Below are 19,231 nucleotides of genomic sequence, written 5' to 3' on the forward strand. Positions count from 1 at the left end.
AAACCTCACCCTATGTATTTGATTCTACTCCCGTTGAAATTCAAGGGTTGGAGGACTAATTTATCCTAAAAATGCTGGGTTTTCTATGGTTTTTGGGCAATCTCTACCATTTGCCCTACTTCAAATAGCGCCCTAGCAGAAAGGTTTCCGAGGATTTATCCCGTGAGGCCTTGGGTTTACGAGGGGCAACGGTCTTAAATACCCCCTTAAATGCCTCAACTATTTGGCTGTAGCCACTGCCATGAAAGCACTTGATCAGAAGTGCCCCATCGGGCTTGAGATGCTCTTTGGCAAACTCCAAAGCGAGCTCCGCAAGATTAGCCATCCGCGCTGCATCAGCTACACCAACACCAGAGAGGTTAGGCGCCATATCGGATAGCACTAAATCAACTTTGCCATTGGCCTCTGGGGGCAAAGCAGCCTCGAGTGCTCGCAAGCCCTCCTCCTCCCGAAAATCACCCTCTATAAAGGTGACATCCGCCACGGGCTCCATCGGCAAGAGATCAATAGCGATGATGCAACCATCGGGCTTGCCAGCTGTCTCGGGTGTGGGATGTTTGCGAAGCTTTACTAAGCGATTACGAATGTACTGACTCCAACTGCCCGGGGCACTTCCTAAATCAACCACAGTCATCCCAGCCTTGATGAGGTGATCTTGTTCATCGATCTCCGAGAGCTTATAGGCCGCGCGCGCACGATAACCCTCTTTCTGCGCGAGCTTGACGTAGGGATCATTGACATGATCGTGTAACCAATTTTTGTTGAACTTATTCTTTGCCACAAACGCTATTGTCCTTGTTTTGGGTTACACACTGCAAATCCTCTATGATGCAGGGATGACTGCTCTCTCACTAACACCAGCGCAACGCAAGGCGCACCGCGCTAAAGCCCATGCTCTTAACCCCGTCGTCATGATCGGTAACGAAGGACTCACTGCTGCCGTTCGCAAAGAAATTGATCGTGCCCTATCGAGCCATGGCCTGATTAAGATCCGCGTGCTAGGTGATGATCGCGATGCCCGCATTGCGATGTATGAATCGATTTGCGATGACCTGAATGCTGCCCCGATTCAGCACATTGGCAAACTGCTCGTGGTGTGGCGCCCTGTTGCATCCAAGCCTGAGAAAGTAGTTCCCAGTAAAAAAGTGGCACGCGCGTATCAAACCGCTCGCAGCAATCAACGTGGCAGTGGCTCGCGTGCAGGCTTTAAAAAGGCAACCATGGCTAGCCCCAGCAAACCAAAGCGCCGCAAGACTCGCTTAGCTAGTCCCAAAAAAGCGGCTTTGGGTTAAGCGCCAAACCAAGTAAATACCCAAGAGGCTTTGTACCAAAAAAACACTGCTTGAGATACCGTGCAAAGTAGCAAATAAACTCGCAGAAGCTGAATACATTACTGGCATACCTTGCAACAAGGCATCCTCGCGTAAGTTCTCCATCCAGGGCATGAGCACAAAGCTACCAAGCGCAGCACACACAAGCATCGCAAGCAAAATCCAACGAATCGCACGATAGGCTTGCAACCCACGACTTACCAAGAGGTTTGCCAAGACCAGTAGCGCTACGCAGAGCACCAGACTCACATATGCCTCCACCTGAAAGATCGCACCAGCCACCATACCGGCGACCTGACGATCGGTGAGCGTTGCAAAGAGCGTCGGTGCAACCAAGTAGCCAACAGTAATGAGGCTACCAACCCAAAGACTACTCACAAAGAGAAAAAGGCGTTGCGCAATTTGGTGCTGAGTAGATTGAGCTTGCATAATGCGTGCTAGGTAACTAAGGTTGCTAGTTTAGCCAAGACCTCATCAATCACAGTCGCCGACACCGTCTCAATTCGTTTTGCTTTGCGCGCTGCAAGGTCTAGTGTGCGAGGTTGATCGCAGCGCGCAATACCAACAGTTTTAGTTCCAACCAGCTCAACTGCAAACCCTGCCACCCGCGCAAACTGACCTCCAGTGGAGATCGGTACAACGATTGGGGTCTTGGTTAATTGATTAAATGGTGCTGGTGACACTACCAATACGGGTCGATACCCTTTTTGCTCATGGCCAGCGGTTGGATCAAGAGATACCAAATAAATATCGCCTCGCTTCATTACAGAATCTCATTGCCGATCGGGGGGCTATCCAACCAAACCCGATCCTCGCTTGGCATTTTTGCTTTAGGATCGCATTGCGCTAATAAATCAGCGAGTTCGTACTTCGACTTTGCGATGGGTCGAACGACCAATTGCCCGTCCTTTAGGGCGACATCAACGGTCGAGCCGCAAGTGATCTGAAGTTCTTTAAGGAAAACCGGGGACACCGCCAGCATCACTGAACCTCCAACCTTTCTTAAATTGGTATGCATACGCCCTCCGAATAAGTTATACCGAAGTATAACAAATTCAGGAGGTTATTATATTTTTATATAACTAGATGTAACGAACCGAGAGGATCTCAACTTCCCGAGCGCCTGCAGGGGCTTGGACGGTCACCACATCGCCCTCCTCTTTGCCAATTAAGGCGCGAGCAATGGGGGAGCTAATCGAGATCTTATTGGCAGCAATGTCGGCTTCATCATCGCCTACGATTTGGTAGCTCATTTTTTTACCGTCATCCAGATCTTCCAGTTCAACGGTGGCCCCAAAGACGACCCGACCTTCTGCTTCGAGTAATGCAGGATCAATAATTTGTGCAGCCGATAATTTGGTCTCAAGCTCTTTGATGCGACCCTCAATAAACGCTTGCTTCTCTTTGGCAGCATCGTACTCGGCGTTCTCAGAAAGATCGCCTTGGGCGCGCGCTTCAGAGATCGCATTAATCACGGCAGGACGATCAATATGCTTTAAGCGCGTGAGCTCTTCCTTCAAGAGCTCAGCGCCATGCTTGGTAATGGGAATAGTGTTTGTACTCATACTGCTCAACCTTAAAATCGATGAAGCTCGATTTTAGTCTAGCTAAGCGAAATGTGTAAATTCTGTAAGGAATACACCTCGAGCGAATCCTTCGCCCGCATCCCTTCCATTACCGCACGTGCCGCACTAATTGTGGTGTAGTAGGTCACACCATTGGCTTGTGCGGTAGTTCGGATCGAACGAGAGTCCGCAATTGCATTACGGGTTTCATCCACGGTTGTAAATACCAAGGTGATCTCACCATTTTTGATCATGTCGACAATGTGAGGACGACCCTCTTTGACCTTGTTCACAACCGATACCGGAATATTCGCTGCGGCAATGGCTGCGGCAGTCCCTTTGGTGGCGACCATCGGAAAGCCCATCTCATGCAAGAGCTTGGCAACCGCAACGGCGAGAGGCTTATCACTATCTTTCACGGTCAACACCACATTACCGCTCTTAGGTAATTTGATACCCGCCGCCAACTGTGATTTGAATAAAGCTTCACCAAAGGTCTTACCCACGCCCATCACCTCACCGGTGGAGCGCATCTCAGGACCCAGGATCGGATCAATGCCTGGGAACTTATTAAATGGGAACACCGCCTCTTTAACCGAGTAGTACGGAGGAATCACCTCTTCTGCGATACCCTGCTGATCGAGGCTCTGCCCCACCATGCAACGCGCTGCGATCTTTGCTAACTGTAAGCCAGTTGCTTTGGAGACATAGGGCACTGTACGCGATGCACGAGGATTGACCTCTAATACAAAGATCGTGTCTTTGCCATCACTTTGCTGAATGGCAAATTGCACGTTCATTAAACCAACGACATTCAGACCCTTGGCCATCGCCGCAGTTTGGCGCTTAAGCTCAGCAATGGTCTCTTTCGATAAAGAGTATGGTGGTAATGAGCAGGCCGAATCACCCGAATGTACACCCGCTTGCTCAATGTGTTCCATGACCCCACCAATGAACACTCGAGCTCCATCGGAGATGCAATCCACATCACACTCAATCGCATCGTTTAAGAAGCGGTCTAATAATACCGGTGAGTCATTCGATACCTTGACGGCCTCGCGCATATATCGCTCAAGATCACGACCATCGTGCACGATCTCCATGGCTCGCCCACCTAACACATAAGAAGGACGAACCACTAAGGGATAACCAATCTCTTCGGCCAGCTTGAGTGCTTCATCCTCAGCACGTGCAGTGCGATTGGGCGGCTGACGTAATTTGAGGGCATGCAGGAGTTTTTGGAAGCGTTCCCGATCCTCAGCAGCATCAATCATGTCAGGCGATGTGCCAATAATCGGCACGCCATTTGCCTCAAGATCAAGGGCAAGCTTCAATGGGGTCTGACCACCATATTGCACAATCACACCCTTGGGCTTTTCCTTGGCGACAATCTCTAGTACGTCCTCTAAGGTCAGAGGCTCAAAGTACAGACGATCCGAGGTGTCATAGTCGGTTGATACGGTCTCGGGATTGCAGTTCACCATGATGGTCTCGTAACCATCATCGCGCATTGCCAGTGCCGCATGGACGCAGCAGTAATCAAACTCGATACCCTGACCAATCCGGTTGGGCCCACCGCCTAGCACCATAATCTTCTCGCGCTGCGTGGGCTGTGACTCGCACTCGCCATGCTCTGCTTCGTAGGTAGAGTACATGTATGCCGTATTGGTTGCAAATTCGGCTGCACAAGTATCGACTCGCTTGTAGACTGGGAATACGCCATGGCGATGACGCGCTTGACGCACCGCCGTCGCATCGGTCTTTAATAATTTGGCAAGACGACGATCCGAAAATCCTTTTTGCTTTAAGAACCGTACTTCTGCAGCGCTCAGGCTTGCCAAGGCATGCTCTTTAACCGCATTCTCAATCTCAACGAGCTCTTCAATTTGCTCCAAGAACCATGGGTCAATTTTGGTCTCTTCGTAAACCTCATCGATTCCCATACCCATACGGAAGGCATCGGCCACATACCAAATGCGATCCGGGCCAGGCTCACCAATCTCGGCAATGATGTCCTCGAGGTCAGTGGATTTCTCATCCAGACCATCAACCCCTACTTCAAGACCGCGCAGAGCTTTTTGAAATGACTCTTGGAAGGTGCGGCCAATTGCCATCACCTCACCCACCGATTTCATTTGGGTGGTTAAGCGTGGATCGGCTTCACGGAATTTCTCAAAGGCAAAGCGTGGGATCTTGGTGACGACATAGTCAATACTGGGCTCAAACGATGCCGGCGTAGCGCCACCCGTAATATCGTTTTGCAACTCATCTAAGGTATAGCCCACCGCTAATTTGGCAGCGACCTTGGCAATCGGAAAGCCGGTCGCTTTCGACGCAAGGGCCGATGAACGCGACACGCGCGGATTCATCTCAATCACGATCATGCGGCCATCAACTGGATTAATCGAGAACTGCACATTCGAACCACCGGTATCCACACCAATCTCACGCAAGACCGCGATCGAGGCGTTCCGCATGATTTGATACTCTTTATCAGTGAGCGTTTGTGCAGGAGCCACCGTGATCGAATCCCCGGTATGCACGCCCATCGGGTCTAAGTTCTCAATCGAGCAAACGATGATGCAGTTATCGGCACGATCGCGTACCACCTCCATCTCAAACTCTTTCCAGCCGAGGAGAGATTCTTCAATCAACAGTTCTCGGGTTGGGGAAAGATCAAGGCCACGCTTGCAAATCTCTTCAAACTCTTCGCGGTTATAAGCAATACCGCCGCCCGATCCTCCCATCGTGAACGAGGGCCGAATCACCACCGGGAATCCTGAGCTACCCGTTTCTGCCTGAATGCGTTGCTGAACTGCGATCGCCTCTTCCATCGAATGCGCAATCCCAGACTTGGCCGATCCCAAACCAATCTTGGTCATGGCGTCTTTGAACTTCTGACGATCTTCGGCTTTATCAATTGCCTCAGGAGATGCGCCAATCAACTCACAGTTGTATTTTTTGAGAACGCCATGCCGATGCAAATCGAGAGCGCAGTTGAGTGCGGTCTGGCCACCCATGGTGGGCAATATCGCATCGGGCTTCTCGGTGGCAATGATGCGTTCCACCACTTCCCAGGTAATCGGCTCGATGTAGGTGACATCGGCCATTTCCGGATCGGTCATGATGGTCGCTGGATTACTGTTGACCAGAATGACGCGATAGCCCTCTTCACGCAAAGCTTTGCACGCTTGCGCACCTGAGTAATCAAACTCGCAAGCCTGTCCAATCACAATTGGACCGGCGCCAATGATCAAAATACTCTGAATGTCGGTACGCTTTGGCATTAGCGAGCTCCTTGGCCAGCGGCATTCATGAGGTGCATGAAGCGGTCAAATAAATAGGCAATGTCATGTGGGCCTGGGGAAGCCTCTGGGTGCCCCTGAAAACAAAATGCTGGCTTATCTTTCCAAGCTAGGCCTTGTAAAGATCCATCAAATAGAGAGATATGCGTCACCCGTAAATCATTTGGCAAGGTCTTGGCGTCGACCGCAAAGCCATGGTTTTGTGACGTGATCGCCACCCGACCACTGTCTAAATCTTTTACAGGATGGTTCGCACCATGGTGCCCAAACTTCATTTTCAGAGTCTTCGCACCCGCAGCCAAGCCCATGATCTGATGACCTAAGCAAATGCCAAAGGTTGGGATATTTTTACCAATAATGGTTTGTGCAGCACTAATCGCATAATCACAGGGCTCGGGGTCGCCAGGGCCGTTGGATAAAAATACGCCATCAGGCTTTAGGGCCAACACTTCAGCCACCGGGGTTTTGGCAGGCACGACTGTGAGCGCACAACCGCGCTCAGCCAGCATACGCAGAATATTGCGTTTCACACCAAAGTCATAGGCCACAACGCGCTTCATTGGGTTCCTCATGATTCTGAATGCGGGCTTACCATGCTCGCCATGCAACTGCCACTCACCTTCTTGCCACTCATAGGCTTTATCGGTGCTAACCACTTGCGCCAAATCGAGACCTGCCATTCCCGGAAATGCCTTAGCTAGGTTTAGAGCACGCTTGGCAAGCGCTTCTACATCATCGCCGATCTTACCAGCCACAATGGCGCCCGATTGAGCGCCGCGGTCACGCAATAAACGTGTGAGCTTGCGGGTATCAATACCGGCGATACCAGGGACTTTAGCGGCACGCAAGTAATGATCGAGACTGTCTTCGGCTCGAAAGTTCGAGACACGTGCAGAGAGATCTTTAATGATGAGGCCGGCAGCGTAGATTTGTGCTGACTCAGCGTCTTGGGCATTAACGCCCACATTGCCGATGTGCGGATAGGTTAAGGTAACAAGCTGACGTGCGTAACTGGGATCGGTGATGATTTCTTGATAACCCGTTAATGCGGTATTAAAAACAACTTCACCGCTGGTCTCGCCAGGAGCGCCGATACTTTGACCAGAAAAAATGGAGCCGTCAGCAAGAGCTAAAACAGCGGGGGGAAAGGAAGGAAGCAAGGGCGACAAACAATCTCCAATACCCTGTTGCCGTCCAACACTTTTTGCCCCAAAAGACAAACCCGAGGCGAAATTGCGGGGAGGTAAGTGTCTTTAAGCGCTAGGGCAATTTATTAGTTACTGATAAACGTAATGATACCAGTTCTCCGCGCCTCACCCTGCCTTCACGCAAAACGGTTTACTTTGCCAAGCTACTTTCCAATCACCTGTTTAATCTGCGCTAGAACCGATTGATCTTCCATCGTACTGATATCACCAGGATCGCGCCCTTCCGCAACCGCTTGTAATGCGCGTCGCACAATCTTGCCCGAACGCGTCTTTGGTAATGCACTCACCAAGTAAACCCGTGCTGGTCGCGCGACCGCTCCTAATTGAGAGTCGACGGTTCTCATGACCTCCGCCTCCATGGTCTCGGTTTTGCTTGAGTCTTTTGCAATCACAAAGCCAATTGCTACCTGACCCTTGAGTTGATCTTCCACACCAACAACTGCCACTTCGGCGACATTAGCGTGACTTGAGATACTCTCCTCGATCTCGCGCGTTCCTAATCGATGTCCAGCGACGTTAATCACATCATCGGTACGACCCAAGATGAAAAAGTAACCATCCTTGTCTTTAATTGCCCAATCAAAGGTGGAATACACCATCTTGCCAGGTACGGTCTCCCAATAGGTCTTGATAAAGCGTTGATCATCACCCCAGACGGTTTGCATACATCCCGGTGGCAATGGCCCTTCAATCGCAACTACGCCCTTTTGATCCGGACCCAACTCAGCACCGGTTGCTTCATCGAGCAGTTTCATGTTGTAGCCATAGACCGGTACACCGGGCGACCCAAATTTATGTGGCATGACCTCCACACCTCGTTGAATCGCCAAGATTGGCCAACCGGTCTCGGTCTGCCAGTAGTTATCAACCACCGGCTTCTTCAGCGCATCATGAATCCATGATGCCGTTGGTTCATCGAGTGGCTCACCGGCCAAGAACAATGTCCGCAGCGTCGATAAGTTGTATTTACTGAGGAAGGCGGGGTCCTGTTTCTTGAGTACTCGCACCGCCGTGGGGGCAGAGAACATCACCGATACCTTGTATTTCTCAACCAAGCTCCACCAAATACCCGCATCAGGGCGCAAGGGCGTACCCTCGTACATGATGGTGGCCATGCCGTTAATGAGTGGGCCATAAATAATGTAGCTATGCCCCACCACCCAACCAATATCGGAGGTGGTAAACATCGTCTCACCCGGATTGCCACCAAAGATGAGGCGCATCGAGCTTGCGAGTGCAACTGCATAACCGCCCGTATCACGCTGTACCCCCTTTGGTTTGCCAGTGGTGCCCGAGGTATACAAAATATAGGATGGATGAGTTGCATCGACCCACTCGACGGGAACCCTGGTGTTGAGGTGCTTCTCACGCTCAGTGGCGTAATCCAAATCACGATTGGCCACGGTTGTGAACTCCGAGAGGCCGCGGTTCACAATCAGAACCTTCTCAGGCTTGGCGGTTGATAACGTGATCGCCTCATCGAGAAGTGGCTTATACGGTACCGCCTTACCACCGCGCATTCCAGCCTCAGCGGTAATAATCATTTTGGGTTTTGCATCATCGATGCGTGAAGCCAAACTATGCGATGCAAATCCACCGAACACGACTGAATGAATCGCACCGATGCGGGTACAGGCGAGCATTGCAAAACAGGCCTGCGCAATCATTGGCATGTAGATCAAAACACGATCGCCCTTCTTCACGCCGTTGGCTTGCAAGATCGCAGCCATACGATTGACCTCATCGTGCAGCTCTGCAAATGTGTAGGCGTGCTCCTGATTGGTTTCGGTCGAGACTGCAACCAGTGCGATTTGGTTGGCGCGATCCTTCAAATGCCGATCAACGGCGTTATGGCACAGATTGGTTTGCCCACCGACAAACCACTTCGCAAAGGGTGGATTGGAATAATCAAGGACTTGTGAAAACGGCTGATGCCAATCAACTAGTTTGGCCTGCTCGGACCAAAATGCTTTTGGATCCCGAATGGAATTCTCATGAAACGATTTGTAGCCAACACTCATCCTGCATTCCCTTCACAGCAAAATAATCAATGGCCAGGAATTAAGGAGCCGTTTTTACACTGGCACTTACTCCAGAGCCGGAGGTAGTTCCAGTTTTCGCTGATTTTGTGGTGTTTGTCGATGGGGATTTTTGCTGAGTACTTGCGGTCTTCGGGTTGGCGGCCTTTTTGGGGGCCGATTTGCTCGCAGTGTTTGCCTGAGCCGGCTTACTGGTCTTGGGTTTGGGCGGGACTGCCTTGTCGAGCTTCAACTGCCCATGCTCAGCCAAATACTCAGAAATATCCGACTGTTTTCCTGGGGGTTTGGGGATCAGAACGGTTGATCCCGCCCGGATCCGCATGCCACGGGGGATGTTATTGACATCCCGAATCGTTTCCGGATTTAAAGCCAGACGAGTTGCCAATTGCTCAGGGGTCTCACTCTTGGTGACTTTGAGTGCGGTCCAAGACGATAAGGGTTTGGTGTAGCTTGCCAGGTTCATTTGAAAGAGCTCGGCACGCGCAAAAGGTAAGAGCATTTGCTGATCGGTTGCGGCCAAGATCACGGGTTTATTAAATGCCGGATTGAGATTACGAAAATCCTCCAAAGACATTTCGGCTAATTGGGCAGCAACATCGACATCAATATCGCGGGTCACATCAATCGCTACAAAATAGGGGTGGTTCTCAAGCTCCGGTAACACGATGTTGTATGCAGCTGGGTTTTGCACAATGTTTTTGTAGGCCATCAACTTAGGCACATACTCACGGGTCTCGCGTGGCATCGTGAGGCTCTGGTAATCCGTGGGCTTACGCTGGGCTTGATTGCGCTTAATCGCACGGGCCACATTCCCCTCACCCCAGTTATAGGCAGCCAGAGCGAGCTGCCAATCACCAAATTGTTTATACAGGCGCTGAAGATAATCGAGAGCGGCGTTCGTGGATTGCAAGACATCACGTCGCTCATCCCGGAAAACATTCTGGGTTAACTTAAAGTCCTGACCGGTTCTGGGCATGAACTGCCAGATCCCCATGGCTTTGGCGGTCGACTTGGCTTCAGGATTGAAGGCGCTCTCAACAAATGGCAAGAGTGCGATCTCGGTGGGCATATTGCGACGATTAACTTCTTCAACAATGTAGAAGAGATAGCGAGACGAGCGTGCCATCGAACGATTGACATAATCTGGACGCTTAACCAGCCATTGGGTTTGCTGCTCGACCAAGGGGCTATCGAGCTCGGGTAATTGAAAGCCCTGCCGAATCTGGATCCAAAGATCATTCGAAGGTGCCATGATGCTACTCACCGATTGCTTACTAAGATCTACACGCGGCGCTTTGGCTGCCCGCGGGTCACGCCTTGAATCAGTGCTTGAGGACCACTCGGGCGAAGTACTGGCGCAACCACTCAACACCAGAACAGCTGCGCTTGCAATTAGTAGGAGTGAACGGCGCATCATCTTAGAAGCGATCCTTCCAGGCCCGCACGACCGCCAAAACCTCGGCGGGACTTATGAGGTCTTGCCCAATTTGGGCACGCGCAGCGGCAATGACTGGGGCTTGATCGCAGCGCATGAATGGATTAACCCGCTTCTCATGGGCAATCGTCGTGGGTACCGTGGGTTGATTGCGCTGACGTAAGGCATCGGCGGTTTGCGACCACTCGATTAGATCTGAATTATCTGGCTCGACCGCGAGTGCAAAACGAATATTGGATAAGGTGTACTCGTGGGTACAGAACACCAGCGTATCGGGAGGTAAGGCCAAGAACTTGGCCAGTGAGCTCGACATTTGAGTGGGGGTGCCTTCAAAGAGCCGTCCACAACCGGTAGCAAAGAGTGTGTCGCCGCAAAACAATTTTGAGGTTTGTCCAGCGTTATCCTCGCTGCGTGCCACGTAAGCAATGTGACCCAAGGTATGTCCAGGGACTTCTAGGACGTTTAATTGAATGGGCGGCTCATCAAAGCGGACGGTATCACCCTCAAAGAGTGCGTGACTGCGCAAGGCAATATCCTCAGCCGCGGGGCCATACACTGGGACTGAGAGGCCCCCTTGACTTGCCCACGCGAGGATCTCTGGTAATCCTCCAATATGGTCAGCGTGGTAATGAGTGATTAGAATTCCGGTAAGACGTAAGTTCTGCTGAGTTAAATAATCAATCGCTGGCTTTGCTTCACCAGGGTCAACCAAAATAGCCGACTGTTGATCGTGTATGCACCAGATGTAGTTGTCAGTAAAGGCGGGTATGGGCCACACTTGCAATAAGGAATTTGTAACCACGGCAACACCTTAGGACACAAGATAATCCTTCTATGATACCAATGACCCCGCCAAACGTGCAGACCAACGCTCCGCCAGAGAGTTCGTGGGAGACGTGGCTGCAATCGCCTCCAGGGCAATACATCCTCAAATCCGAGCAAGAGCTCTTTAATCAAGCGGTTGTCGATGTGTTTGGCTACTACGCTTTACAAATTGGTTTACCGCAAATCAATACCCTCGCAGAAAATCGGATTTCACTCAAATTGATGTTGCTTCCCCACGGGATTGCGAAAGCCGATGGCGATCTGCCCTATCAATCGATTGAAGGGATTCCGGAAGAATTACCATTTGCCGATCAATCCATCGATTTAGTGGTGCTGCCGCATGTCTTGGAGTTTGCCCAAGATCCGCACCAAATTCTGCGCGAGGTCGATCGTGTCTTAATACCCGAAGGTCGAGTCGTGATCTCTGGATTTAATCCAGCGAGCCTCTGGGGCTTGCGGCAATATGCAGGACGACTAATTGGAAAAAACTATTTACCGCGTGAGGGTCAGTTCTTAAGCTTGCTGCGTGTTAAGGATTGGTTGAAGTTACTCGACTACTCTCTCGATCGTGGTCACTTTGCCTGCTATCGCCTGCCACTGCGCAAAGAGAAAAATATCGCTCGCATGGCTTTCCTAGAAAAAATGGGTAATCGCTGGTGGCCGATCTTTGGCTCGGTCTTTTTAATCTCGGCAATTAAGCGCCATCCGGGTACCCGTTTGGTAGGCCGCGTTCCCAAACAAGCCTTGCAAGCACTCCCCCAACTCAACCCTGCGGCTCAGCAAACTTCCCATCGGGTAACTGAAGAGGTATAAAGAGCGCATGAGCAAACCCCACATTACGATCTACACCGATGGTGCTTGCAAAGGCAATCCCGGTCCTGGTGGCTGGGGAGTGGTGCTGCGCTCCGGCGCGCATGAGAAGCACTTGCATGGCGGCGCCCATGACACCACCAATAATCGGATGGAAATTAGTGCGGTGATCCACGCACTCAAGGCGCTTAAGCAAGCCAGCGTGGTGGATCTCTACACCGACTCCCAATACGTCCAAAAAGGAGTGAGTGAGTGGCTTGCCGGTTGGAAGGCTCGGGGGTGGAAGACAGCCGACAAGTCCCCGGTCAAGAATGTCGATCTTTGGCAAGAGCTCGACGCCCTATTGCCCCTTCATGAAATTCAGTGGCACTGGGTCCGTGGCCATAATGGCCACCCTGGAAATGAGCTGGCCGATCAACTCGCCAATCAAGGTGTGGAAGCCTTTTTATCCAATAACTGATCTGCGCCCCGCTTGGGCTTATGAGAGAATGCTTTAACTCTTTAAATAACAAAGCAATTTAGACTAGCGCTGTGACCAAACCTCCATCCTTTATTGCCCGAATCAAACAAACCATCATGGCTTGGGGTTGCCAACTGGTCACCCAACTCCAGAAAATCGACGTGAAGCAAATAGTGGCGTTTTTAATGAAGCGCAAATGGTGGGTGCTGGCGATCCTCGTATTAATTTATGCCGGTGATAAAGCCTACGATCATTTCTTCCCGCCCGAGAGTAAACGCGGTGGGCCACAAACGGTGGTTACCCTGGTCCTCGAGAAACAAGATATCCCCATCATCATTGAATCGACCGGTACCGTGGTGGCAGCTAATATTGTGGATATCCGTCCGCAGGTTAGCAATGTGGTCAAAGAAGTCCACATTAAAGAAGGTCAAGAGGTCAAGAAGGGGCAACTACTATTCACCTTAGACGATCGCAATGATCGCGCCAATTACGATAAAGCCAAAGCCGTAGCCGATGATGCGCAACGTCAGTTACAACGTGCCAAAGAGCTCGTTGCTCAAAACTTTATCTCCAAAGCAGGTTTAGATACTGCCGAAGCCAATGCCAAATCTGCTGCCGCTACTGCTCGCGCTGCTGAGGTGCAACTCTCCTTTGATTACATTCGCGCTCCAATCGATGGACGTGCAGGTATTATTAATGTGTTCCCTGGCTCCTTAGTGGCGCCTGGAAATATCGTAACCACCACCTCAAGCTCTACCGCAACCACTGCTTTGGGTGCGATGGTCACGATCACTCAGTTAGATCCCATCAACGTCCAATTTATCGTCGGTGAGGACAATATTCCCCTCTTGATGCAAACCGATCCTGCTAACTTAAAAGTATCAGTGACCGTAGGCGATAACCGCACCCAGGTCTACGAGGGCAAAGTTTTAGTCATCGATAACCAGGTTGATCCAGCAATCGGGGCTGTTCGGGTCAAGGCACAAATTGCCAATGACAAACGCACTCTATTACCTGGACAATTTGCTCGGGTCAAACTCGAAGCCAATACCTTAAAGGACGCCATTTTGGTTCCATCCCAAGCGGTGGTGATTAATCCGCGCGGGCGCTTTATCTATGTGGTGGGGGCTGAAGATAAGGTCAGCCTCAAACCCATCAAAGTGAGCTATGAGTATCAGGGCAAAGCTGCAATTACTGGTGTTGAGGCTGGCGAGCGCGTGGTGATCGAAGGTAAACAGAATCTACGCCCTGGCACCAAGATCCGAGAAAACAAAGCCGTGCCTGCAAAGCCCGCTGACGCCCCCAAACCTGAATCCAAACCCGCTGATAAAAAATGACGCTCTCTGAGCTTTGTATCCGACGGCCCGTCATGACCGTCCTGCTGTCAGTAGTGACGGTGATTGCGGGTGCAGTGGCGTACACCCGCATTCCGGTTGCGGCCTTGCCTAGTTTTAATACACCAGTAATTTCTGTATCAGCCTCCTTGCCTGGCGCTTCCCCAGAAAATATGGCGGCGTCGGTTGCCCTGCCGCTTGAGAAAGAGTTCTCGACCATCGACGGTATTTCAGTGATTAGCTCGACGAATTTCTTGGGTACGACCAACATCACCCTCGAATTTAATAACGATCGCGACATCGATAAAGCCGCGGTTGATGTGCAAGCGGCACTGTTGCGCGCCCAGCGCCGTTTACCAATCGAGATGACCGTGCCGCCCTCCTATCGCAAGGTCAATCCCGCCGATGCACCGGTCCTCATCATCGGCATGACCTCGCCGTCGATGGATTTATCCGAGCTCAATGATTATGCGGAGAACCTGATTTCTCCAACGCTATCCACGATTAATGGGGTTGCGCAAATTATTGTGTATGGCATTAAGCGCTATGCCATTCGTGTGCAAGCGCGGCCTGACTCCTTGGCAATCCATAACCTCACGATGGAGGATCTGTCGATCGCCATCAATAAAGCGAACTCCAATACCCCCGTCGGTGTTTTAGAGGGTCCGCGGCAGTTATTAACCATTTATGCCAATAAGCAATTAGTTACAGCCTCTGATTTTGCTAACCTCATCATTGCTCAGAAAAATGGTTTACCGATTTATCTGCGGGATGTCGCTGATGTGGTTGAGAGTTATGAGAACGTTCGTACCCTCTCCACCACCAATGGTGAGCGCTCGATTGCGCTAGCGATTCAGCGCCAGCCCAATGCCAATACGGTTAAGGTGGTAGATTCGGTCAAGGCGATGATCCCACAGTTTGAGAAACAACTACCAGCCTCGATTAAGCTCACTCTCATCAATGATCGCTCTAAATCAATCCGCGAGGCGATTGCTGACGTCAACTTCACCTTGGCGCTCACCGTAGCCCTGGTAGTACTGGTGATATTCCTGTTCCTCAAGCACCTCTCAGCCACGATCATTCCATCCTTGAGTCTGCCCATTTCACTGATTGGCGCCTTTTTCCTGCTGTACTTCATGGGCTATAGCTTAGATAACGTCTCGCTATTGGGCATTACACTCGCCGTAGGTTTGGTGGTGGATGACTCCATTGTGGTGCTTGAGAACATCGTGCGTTACGTGGATCAGGGTATGAGCCCCCTCAAGGCTGCCCTGAAAGGAAGTCGTGAGGTTGGCTTTACGATCGTCTCAATCTCCCTATCCTTGGTGGCGGTCTTTATTCCCCTCTTCTTTATGGAAGGTCCGATTGGACTCCTCTTTCGTGAGTTTGCGGTCGTTGTTTCACTCGCCATCCTAGTTTCTGCTGTGGTATCCCTCTCTTTAGTACCGATGCTATGCAGCCGTTACCTCCCGAAACCTGGCCAGCATGCCCGCGAATACCCGATTAACCGTCACTTTGATCGCTGGTTCAATTGGACCCAAAAGACTTATGTGCACTACTTGGATCTGGCTCTCGCAAATCGCAAGCGAGTGCTATGGTTAGCCATCGCAACGTTTGCCATTACGATTGCGATGTTCATCTATACCCCGAAGGGATTTTTCCCAGAAGAGGATATTGGCCAGATCACAGCAACGACCGAAGCTGATCAAGATATCTCCTACAAGGCGATGCTGGAGTTGCAAGATCGTGCTGCTGAGATTGTGGCTAATGATCCCAATGTAGCAAGCTTTGTCTCGATTCTAGGAGGTGGTCTGAGTGCAGGTAGCAATACTGGGCGCTTCTTTATTGTGCTCAAGCCCCGCAGCGAACGGGAGTCTATGACTGAAGTGCTTGAGGGTCTTCGCAAAAAGTTTAGAGAGGTCCCCGGCCTACAAGTGTTCATGCGGCCGATTCAGAATCTGCAACTTGGGGGACGATCTAGCAAGAGCCGCTATCAATTTACCTTGCAAAGTGTTGGTTTTGAGGGGGTAAATGAATGGTCTGAAAAGATGCTGGAGAAATTGCGTAGCGATCCCCTCTTTCGGGATGTGACCTCGGATTCGCAACTACGGGGCCTGAACGTTCAGATTGATATCAATCGTGAGAAGGCGGCGCAAGCAGGAGTGACGATTGCGGATATTCGTCAGGCCCTGTACAACGCCTTTGGTCAGCGTCAAGTCTCTACCATTTACACAAGCGTCAACACTTATTACGTCATTTTGGAGACCGCCGAAGATCAGCGCCAGTTTGAAACCGATCTCGGTAAAGTTTTTGTACGAGGGCGCTCAACCAATCAATTGATTCCGCTCTCAAGTCTTGCTAGCTTCAAGCGCACCATTGGTCCGACTGCGGTCAACCATCAAGGGCAGATTCCGGCGGTAACTCTCTCGTTTAATCTGGCGCCCGATGTCGCTCTCGGGCAAGCCACCGATGCGATTGAGAAATACGTCAAAGAGATCAAGCTTCCATCCTCCATCATCACAAGCTATGGGGGCGATGCCAAGGTCTTCAAAGGTAATCAGAGCGGGCAATTTATTCTAATTATTGCTGCCCTTGCAGTGATCTATATCTTGCTCGGCGTTCTGTATGAAAGCTACATTCACCCAATCACCATTTTGGCTGGCCTGCCCTCCGCGGCAATTGGTGCCCTGCTCTCTTTATGGATGTTTGGGATGGAGCTCACCATTATTGCGACGATTGGTATTCTGATGCTCATCGGCATCGTCAAGAAAAACGCCATCCTGATGATTGACTTCGCCCTTGAGGCGCAACGCAAACAGGGAATGAGTCCTACTGAAGCAATCCGTTCAGCCTGCATCTTGCGCTTTCGGCCCATCATGATGACCACCCTCACTGCAATCGTGGGCGCCCTCCCAATAGCACTTGGTATTGGTGCCGGCGCTGAGTTACGTCAACCCCTAGGTGTCAGCGTAGTGGGTGGTTTAGTGCTTTCTCAGTTTGTGACCTTGTTCATTACGCCGGTCATTTATTTGTATCTTGATCGCTTTGCTGGTCGCGGCCCTCTTGAGATACCCCCAGAAGATCTCGAGGATACCTAAGCGTTTTACAATTAGGTATGCGTCAAATCATTCTCGATACAGAAACCACAGGCTTAAATCCAGCTACCGGTGATCGCATTATTGAGGTCGGGTGCATTGAGTTAATCAATCGCCGCCAGACTGGCAAGACCCTCCATCATTACATTAATCCCGAGCGTGACATTGCCGAGGGTGCATTTGCGGTACACGGCCTATCTCGCGAGTTTTTATCGGACAAACCTGTGTTTGCGCAAATTGTGGATGAGCTCACTGAGTTCATTGCTGGGGCTGAGGTGATTATTCATAATGCGCCCTTTGATTTGTCATTTCTTAATAATGAATATGCTCTACTCAAGCGCCCGAGCTTCTCAGAGCTTGCTGCCAAGATTACCGATACACTAGTAGATGCGCGCCGCATGTTCCCAGGCAAACGCAATTCTCTCGATGCTTTATGCGAACGTTTTGCAGTCAGTAACGAACACCGCACCCTACATGGCGCCTTGCTCGACGCTCAGCTCCTAGCTGAAGTTTATCTAGCCATGACCCGAGGTCAGGATGACCTCACCATTGATTTAATCGATTACAGCGTCACTGGCAAAGATGGCTTGTCAAAGGCTCCGCTACCGAGCGACTTAATCTACTTCAAAGCGAGCGAACTCGATTGCGCCGAACATGAAAAAGTTTTACAGGCAATCGAGAAGGCTAGTAAAAAGACCCCGATTTGGGGTCTCTAAGCTCACTCTAGATCGCTGCAGCAATCGCTTTACCCAAATCTTGGGTACTCGCCTTGCCCCCAATGTCTGGTGTGAGTGGTGCGTGAGCAGGTCCGGCTGACAGCACGGACTCAATCGCTGCAAATACTTGCGCCCCTGCTTCTGGATAGCCTAAGTGATCGAGCATGAGTGCTCCACTCCAAATTTGACCAATTGGATTGGCAATGTTCTTGCCATAAATATCAGGGGCTGAACCATGCACGGGCTCAAAAAGCGACGGGAACTTCCCTTCTGGGTTAATACTGGCCGACGGTGCGACCGCAATCGTGCCGGTGCAGGCCGGACCCAAATCAGAGAGGATGTCACCAAATAAATTTGAGGCAACCACGACATCGAAGCGATCCGGGTTCATCACGAACTGAGCGGTCAAGATATCGATGTGATACTTGTCCGTTCGCACATCAGCATAGTTCTTCGCCATTGCCTCGACCCGCTCATCCCAATATGGCATCGTGATCGCAATGCCATTGGATTTGGTTGCCGAGGTCAAATGTTTCTTGGGGCGACTTTGAGCGAGATCAAAGGCAAACTTCAGAATTCGATCGACGCCATGGCGTGAGAATACCGACTCTTGAACCACAATCTCACGCTCGGTATCAGCAAACATCTTGCCACCAACCGCTGAGTACTCTCCTTCGGTGTTCTCGCGCACCACAAAGAAATCAATATCACCTGGTTTGCGGTTTGCTAGTGGACAAGGCACACCTGGCAATAAACGCACTGGGCGCAGATTGACGTATTGATCAAAGCCACGACGGAACTGGATCAAGCTGCCCCATAAAGATAGATGGTCCGGCAAGATATTGGGCATACCAACCGCGCCAAAGAAGATCGCATCGTACTTCATGAGGGTGTCAAACCAGTTGTCCGGCATCATCTTGCCGTGCTGTTGGTAGTAATCGCAACTGGCGAAATCAAAGTGGTCAAACTGAAATTGAATACCAAACTTTTTAGCAGCCGCTTCTAGAGCGCGTACGCCCTCCGGCATCACCTCTTTACCAATCCCGTCACCAGGAATCACAGCAATCTTAGGGTTCGTTATTTTCTTTTTGGTGTTCATAAATCATGT

17 protein-coding genes are annotated in these 19,231 nt (G+C 50.8%); 6 read left to right on the forward strand and 11 right to left on the reverse strand.

What is annotated here, in order from left to right:
• Window positions 1-115: 115 nt before the first annotated feature.
• Window positions 116-781, reverse strand: coding sequence for an RlmE family RNA methyltransferase (locus QUE64_RS05940; protein WP_286223172.1), 666 nt, complete (start codon window positions 779-781; stop codon window positions 116-118).
• Window positions 782-836: 55 nt separating this feature from the next.
• On the opposite strand from QUE64_RS05940, the gene QUE64_RS05945 reads away from it, so the two are divergent.
• Window positions 837-1,292 (forward strand): YhbY family RNA-binding protein, encoded by a 456-nt coding sequence (locus tag QUE64_RS05945; RefSeq protein ID WP_286224962.1) that lies wholly within the window; start codon window positions 837-839, stop codon window positions 1,290-1,292.
• Here the strand turns inward: QUE64_RS05945 and QUE64_RS05950 are convergent.
• From QUE64_RS05950 to gloB, 9 genes are all read right to left on the reverse strand, one after another.
• Window positions 1,260-1,760 carry a DUF4149 domain-containing protein gene (locus QUE64_RS05950; RefSeq protein WP_286224963.1) on the reverse strand — a complete coding sequence of 167 codons (501 nt, stop codon included), beginning with the start codon at window positions 1,758-1,760 and terminating at the stop codon, window positions 1,260-1,262. The genes QUE64_RS05945 and QUE64_RS05950 overlap by 33 nt on opposite strands.
• Before the next feature lie 8 nt (window positions 1,761-1,768).
• Window positions 1,769-2,095 carry a type II toxin-antitoxin system PemK/MazF family toxin gene (locus tag QUE64_RS05955; RefSeq protein ID WP_286224964.1) on the reverse strand — a complete coding sequence of 109 codons (327 nt, stop codon included), beginning with the start codon at window positions 2,093-2,095 and terminating at the stop codon, window positions 1,769-1,771.
• A complete protein-coding gene (locus tag QUE64_RS05960) occupies window positions 2,095-2,349 on the reverse strand; it encodes an AbrB/MazE/SpoVT family DNA-binding domain-containing protein (RefSeq protein ID WP_286224965.1) in 255 nt (84 codons plus the stop codon). The genes QUE64_RS05955 and QUE64_RS05960 overlap by 1 nt, the downstream gene beginning before the upstream one ends.
• 64 nt (window positions 2,350-2,413) lie before the next feature.
• Window positions 2,414-2,896 carry a transcription elongation factor GreA gene (greA, locus tag QUE64_RS05965; RefSeq protein ID WP_286224966.1) on the reverse strand — a complete coding sequence of 161 codons (483 nt, stop codon included), beginning with the start codon at window positions 2,894-2,896 and terminating at the stop codon, window positions 2,414-2,416.
• 38 nt (window positions 2,897-2,934) lie between these two features.
• Window positions 2,935-6,183, reverse strand: coding sequence for a carbamoyl-phosphate synthase large subunit (carB, locus tag QUE64_RS05970; protein WP_286224967.1), 3,249 nt, complete (start codon window positions 6,181-6,183; stop codon window positions 2,935-2,937).
• Window positions 6,183-7,361 carry a glutamine-hydrolyzing carbamoyl-phosphate synthase small subunit gene (gene carA, locus QUE64_RS05975; protein ID WP_286226184.1) on the reverse strand — a complete coding sequence of 393 codons (1,179 nt, stop codon included), beginning with the start codon at window positions 7,359-7,361 and terminating at the stop codon, window positions 6,183-6,185. Before carA ends, carB begins: the two co-directional genes overlap by 1 nt.
• Window positions 7,362-7,552: 191 nt before the next feature.
• The gene (locus QUE64_RS05980) at window positions 7,553-9,430 is read right to left on the reverse strand and encodes a propionate--CoA ligase (protein WP_286224968.1); all 1,878 of its coding nucleotides are present in this window, start codon (window positions 9,428-9,430) and stop codon (window positions 7,553-7,555) included.
• Between the two features lie 40 nt (window positions 9,431-9,470).
• Window positions 9,471-10,865, reverse strand: coding sequence for a transglycosylase SLT domain-containing protein (locus QUE64_RS05985; RefSeq protein ID WP_353506762.1), 1,395 nt, complete (start codon window positions 10,863-10,865; stop codon window positions 9,471-9,473).
• A gap of 1 nt (window position 10,866) precedes the next feature.
• Window positions 10,867-11,685 (reverse strand): hydroxyacylglutathione hydrolase, encoded by an 819-nt coding sequence (gloB, locus tag QUE64_RS05990; RefSeq protein WP_286224969.1) that lies wholly within the window; start codon window positions 11,683-11,685, stop codon window positions 10,867-10,869.
• A gap of 41 nt (window positions 11,686-11,726) precedes the next feature.
• Here gloB and QUE64_RS05995 point away from each other — a divergent pair, with 41 nt between their 5' ends.
• The 5 genes from QUE64_RS05995 (at window position 11,727) to dnaQ (ending at window position 18,123) form a co-directional block, all read left to right on the forward strand.
• Entirely contained in the window at window positions 11,727-12,521 is a 795-nt protein-coding gene (locus QUE64_RS05995; protein WP_286224970.1) for a class I SAM-dependent methyltransferase, read from the forward strand.
• Window positions 12,522-12,528: 7 nt separating this feature from the next.
• The gene (gene rnhA, locus QUE64_RS06000; RefSeq protein ID WP_286223182.1) at window positions 12,529-12,978 is read left to right on the forward strand and encodes a ribonuclease HI; all 450 of its coding nucleotides are present in this window, start codon (window positions 12,529-12,531) and stop codon (window positions 12,976-12,978) included.
• 71 nt (window positions 12,979-13,049) lie between these two features.
• Window positions 13,050-14,315, forward strand: a complete 1,266-nt coding sequence (locus QUE64_RS06005) for an efflux RND transporter periplasmic adaptor subunit (RefSeq protein ID WP_286224971.1) — start codon at window positions 13,050-13,052, stop codon at window positions 14,313-14,315.
• The gene (locus tag QUE64_RS06010; RefSeq protein WP_286224972.1) at window positions 14,312-17,410 is read left to right on the forward strand and encodes an efflux RND transporter permease subunit; all 3,099 of its coding nucleotides are present in this window, start codon (window positions 14,312-14,314) and stop codon (window positions 17,408-17,410) included. Before QUE64_RS06005 ends, QUE64_RS06010 begins: the two co-directional genes overlap by 4 nt.
• A 17-nt stretch (window positions 17,411-17,427) precedes the next feature.
• On the forward strand, window positions 17,428-18,123 hold the full coding sequence (gene dnaQ, locus QUE64_RS06015; RefSeq protein ID WP_286223185.1) for a DNA polymerase III subunit epsilon: 696 nt from the start codon (window positions 17,428-17,430) through the stop codon (window positions 18,121-18,123).
• A gap of 7 nt (window positions 18,124-18,130) precedes the next feature.
• On the opposite strand, the gene QUE64_RS06020 is transcribed toward dnaQ, so the two are convergent.
• Complete coding sequence (locus QUE64_RS06020) at window positions 18,131-19,204, reverse strand: tartrate dehydrogenase (protein ID WP_286224746.1); 1,074 nt, start codon at window positions 19,202-19,204, stop codon at window positions 18,131-18,133.
• Window positions 19,205-19,231: the final 27 nt, after the last annotated feature.

The sequence above is a fragment of the Polynucleobacter sp. HIN7 genome, assembly GCF_030297595.1.
In the GTDB taxonomy this organism is placed as follows: domain Bacteria; phylum Pseudomonadota; class Gammaproteobacteria; order Burkholderiales; family Burkholderiaceae; genus Polynucleobacter.

What these genes read in the sequence shown, in the direction of transcription:
- QUE64_RS05960 (WP_286224965.1), bottom strand. Translation starts at nt 2,349, where the DNA reads ATGCATACCAATTTAAGAAAGGTTGGAGGTTCAGTGATGCTGGCGGTG.
- rnhA (WP_286223182.1), top strand. Translation starts at nt 12,529, where the DNA reads ATGAGCAAACCCCACATTACGATCTACACCGATGGTGCTTGCAAAGGC.
- QUE64_RS05950 (WP_286224963.1), bottom strand. Translation starts at nt 1,760, where the DNA reads ATGCAAGCTCAATCTACTCAGCACCAAATTGCGCAACGCCTTTTTCTC.
- greA (WP_286224966.1), bottom strand. Translation starts at nt 2,896, where the DNA reads ATGAGTACAAACACTATTCCCATTACCAAGCATGGCGCTGAGCTCTTG.
- carB (WP_286224967.1), bottom strand. Translation starts at nt 6,183, where the DNA reads ATGCCAAAGCGTACCGACATTCAGAGTATTTTGATCATTGGCGCCGGT.
- QUE64_RS05980 (WP_286224968.1), bottom strand. Translation starts at nt 9,430, where the DNA reads ATGAGTGTTGGCTACAAATCGTTTCATGAGAATTCCATTCGGGATCCA.
- QUE64_RS05945 (WP_286224962.1), top strand. Translation starts at nt 837, where the DNA reads ATGACTGCTCTCTCACTAACACCAGCGCAACGCAAGGCGCACCGCGCT.
- QUE64_RS06010 (WP_286224972.1), top strand. Translation starts at nt 14,312, where the DNA reads ATGACGCTCTCTGAGCTTTGTATCCGACGGCCCGTCATGACCGTCCTG.
- QUE64_RS05995 (WP_286224970.1), top strand. Translation starts at nt 11,727, where the DNA reads ATGACCCCGCCAAACGTGCAGACCAACGCTCCGCCAGAGAGTTCGTGG.
- QUE64_RS05985 (WP_353506762.1), bottom strand. Translation starts at nt 10,865, where the DNA reads ATGATGCGCCGTTCACTCCTACTAATTGCAAGCGCAGCTGTTCTGGTG.
- dnaQ (WP_286223185.1), top strand. Translation starts at nt 17,428, where the DNA reads ATGCGTCAAATCATTCTCGATACAGAAACCACAGGCTTAAATCCAGCT.
- QUE64_RS05955 (WP_286224964.1), bottom strand. Translation starts at nt 2,095, where the DNA reads ATGAAGCGAGGCGATATTTATTTGGTATCTCTTGATCCAACCGCTGGC.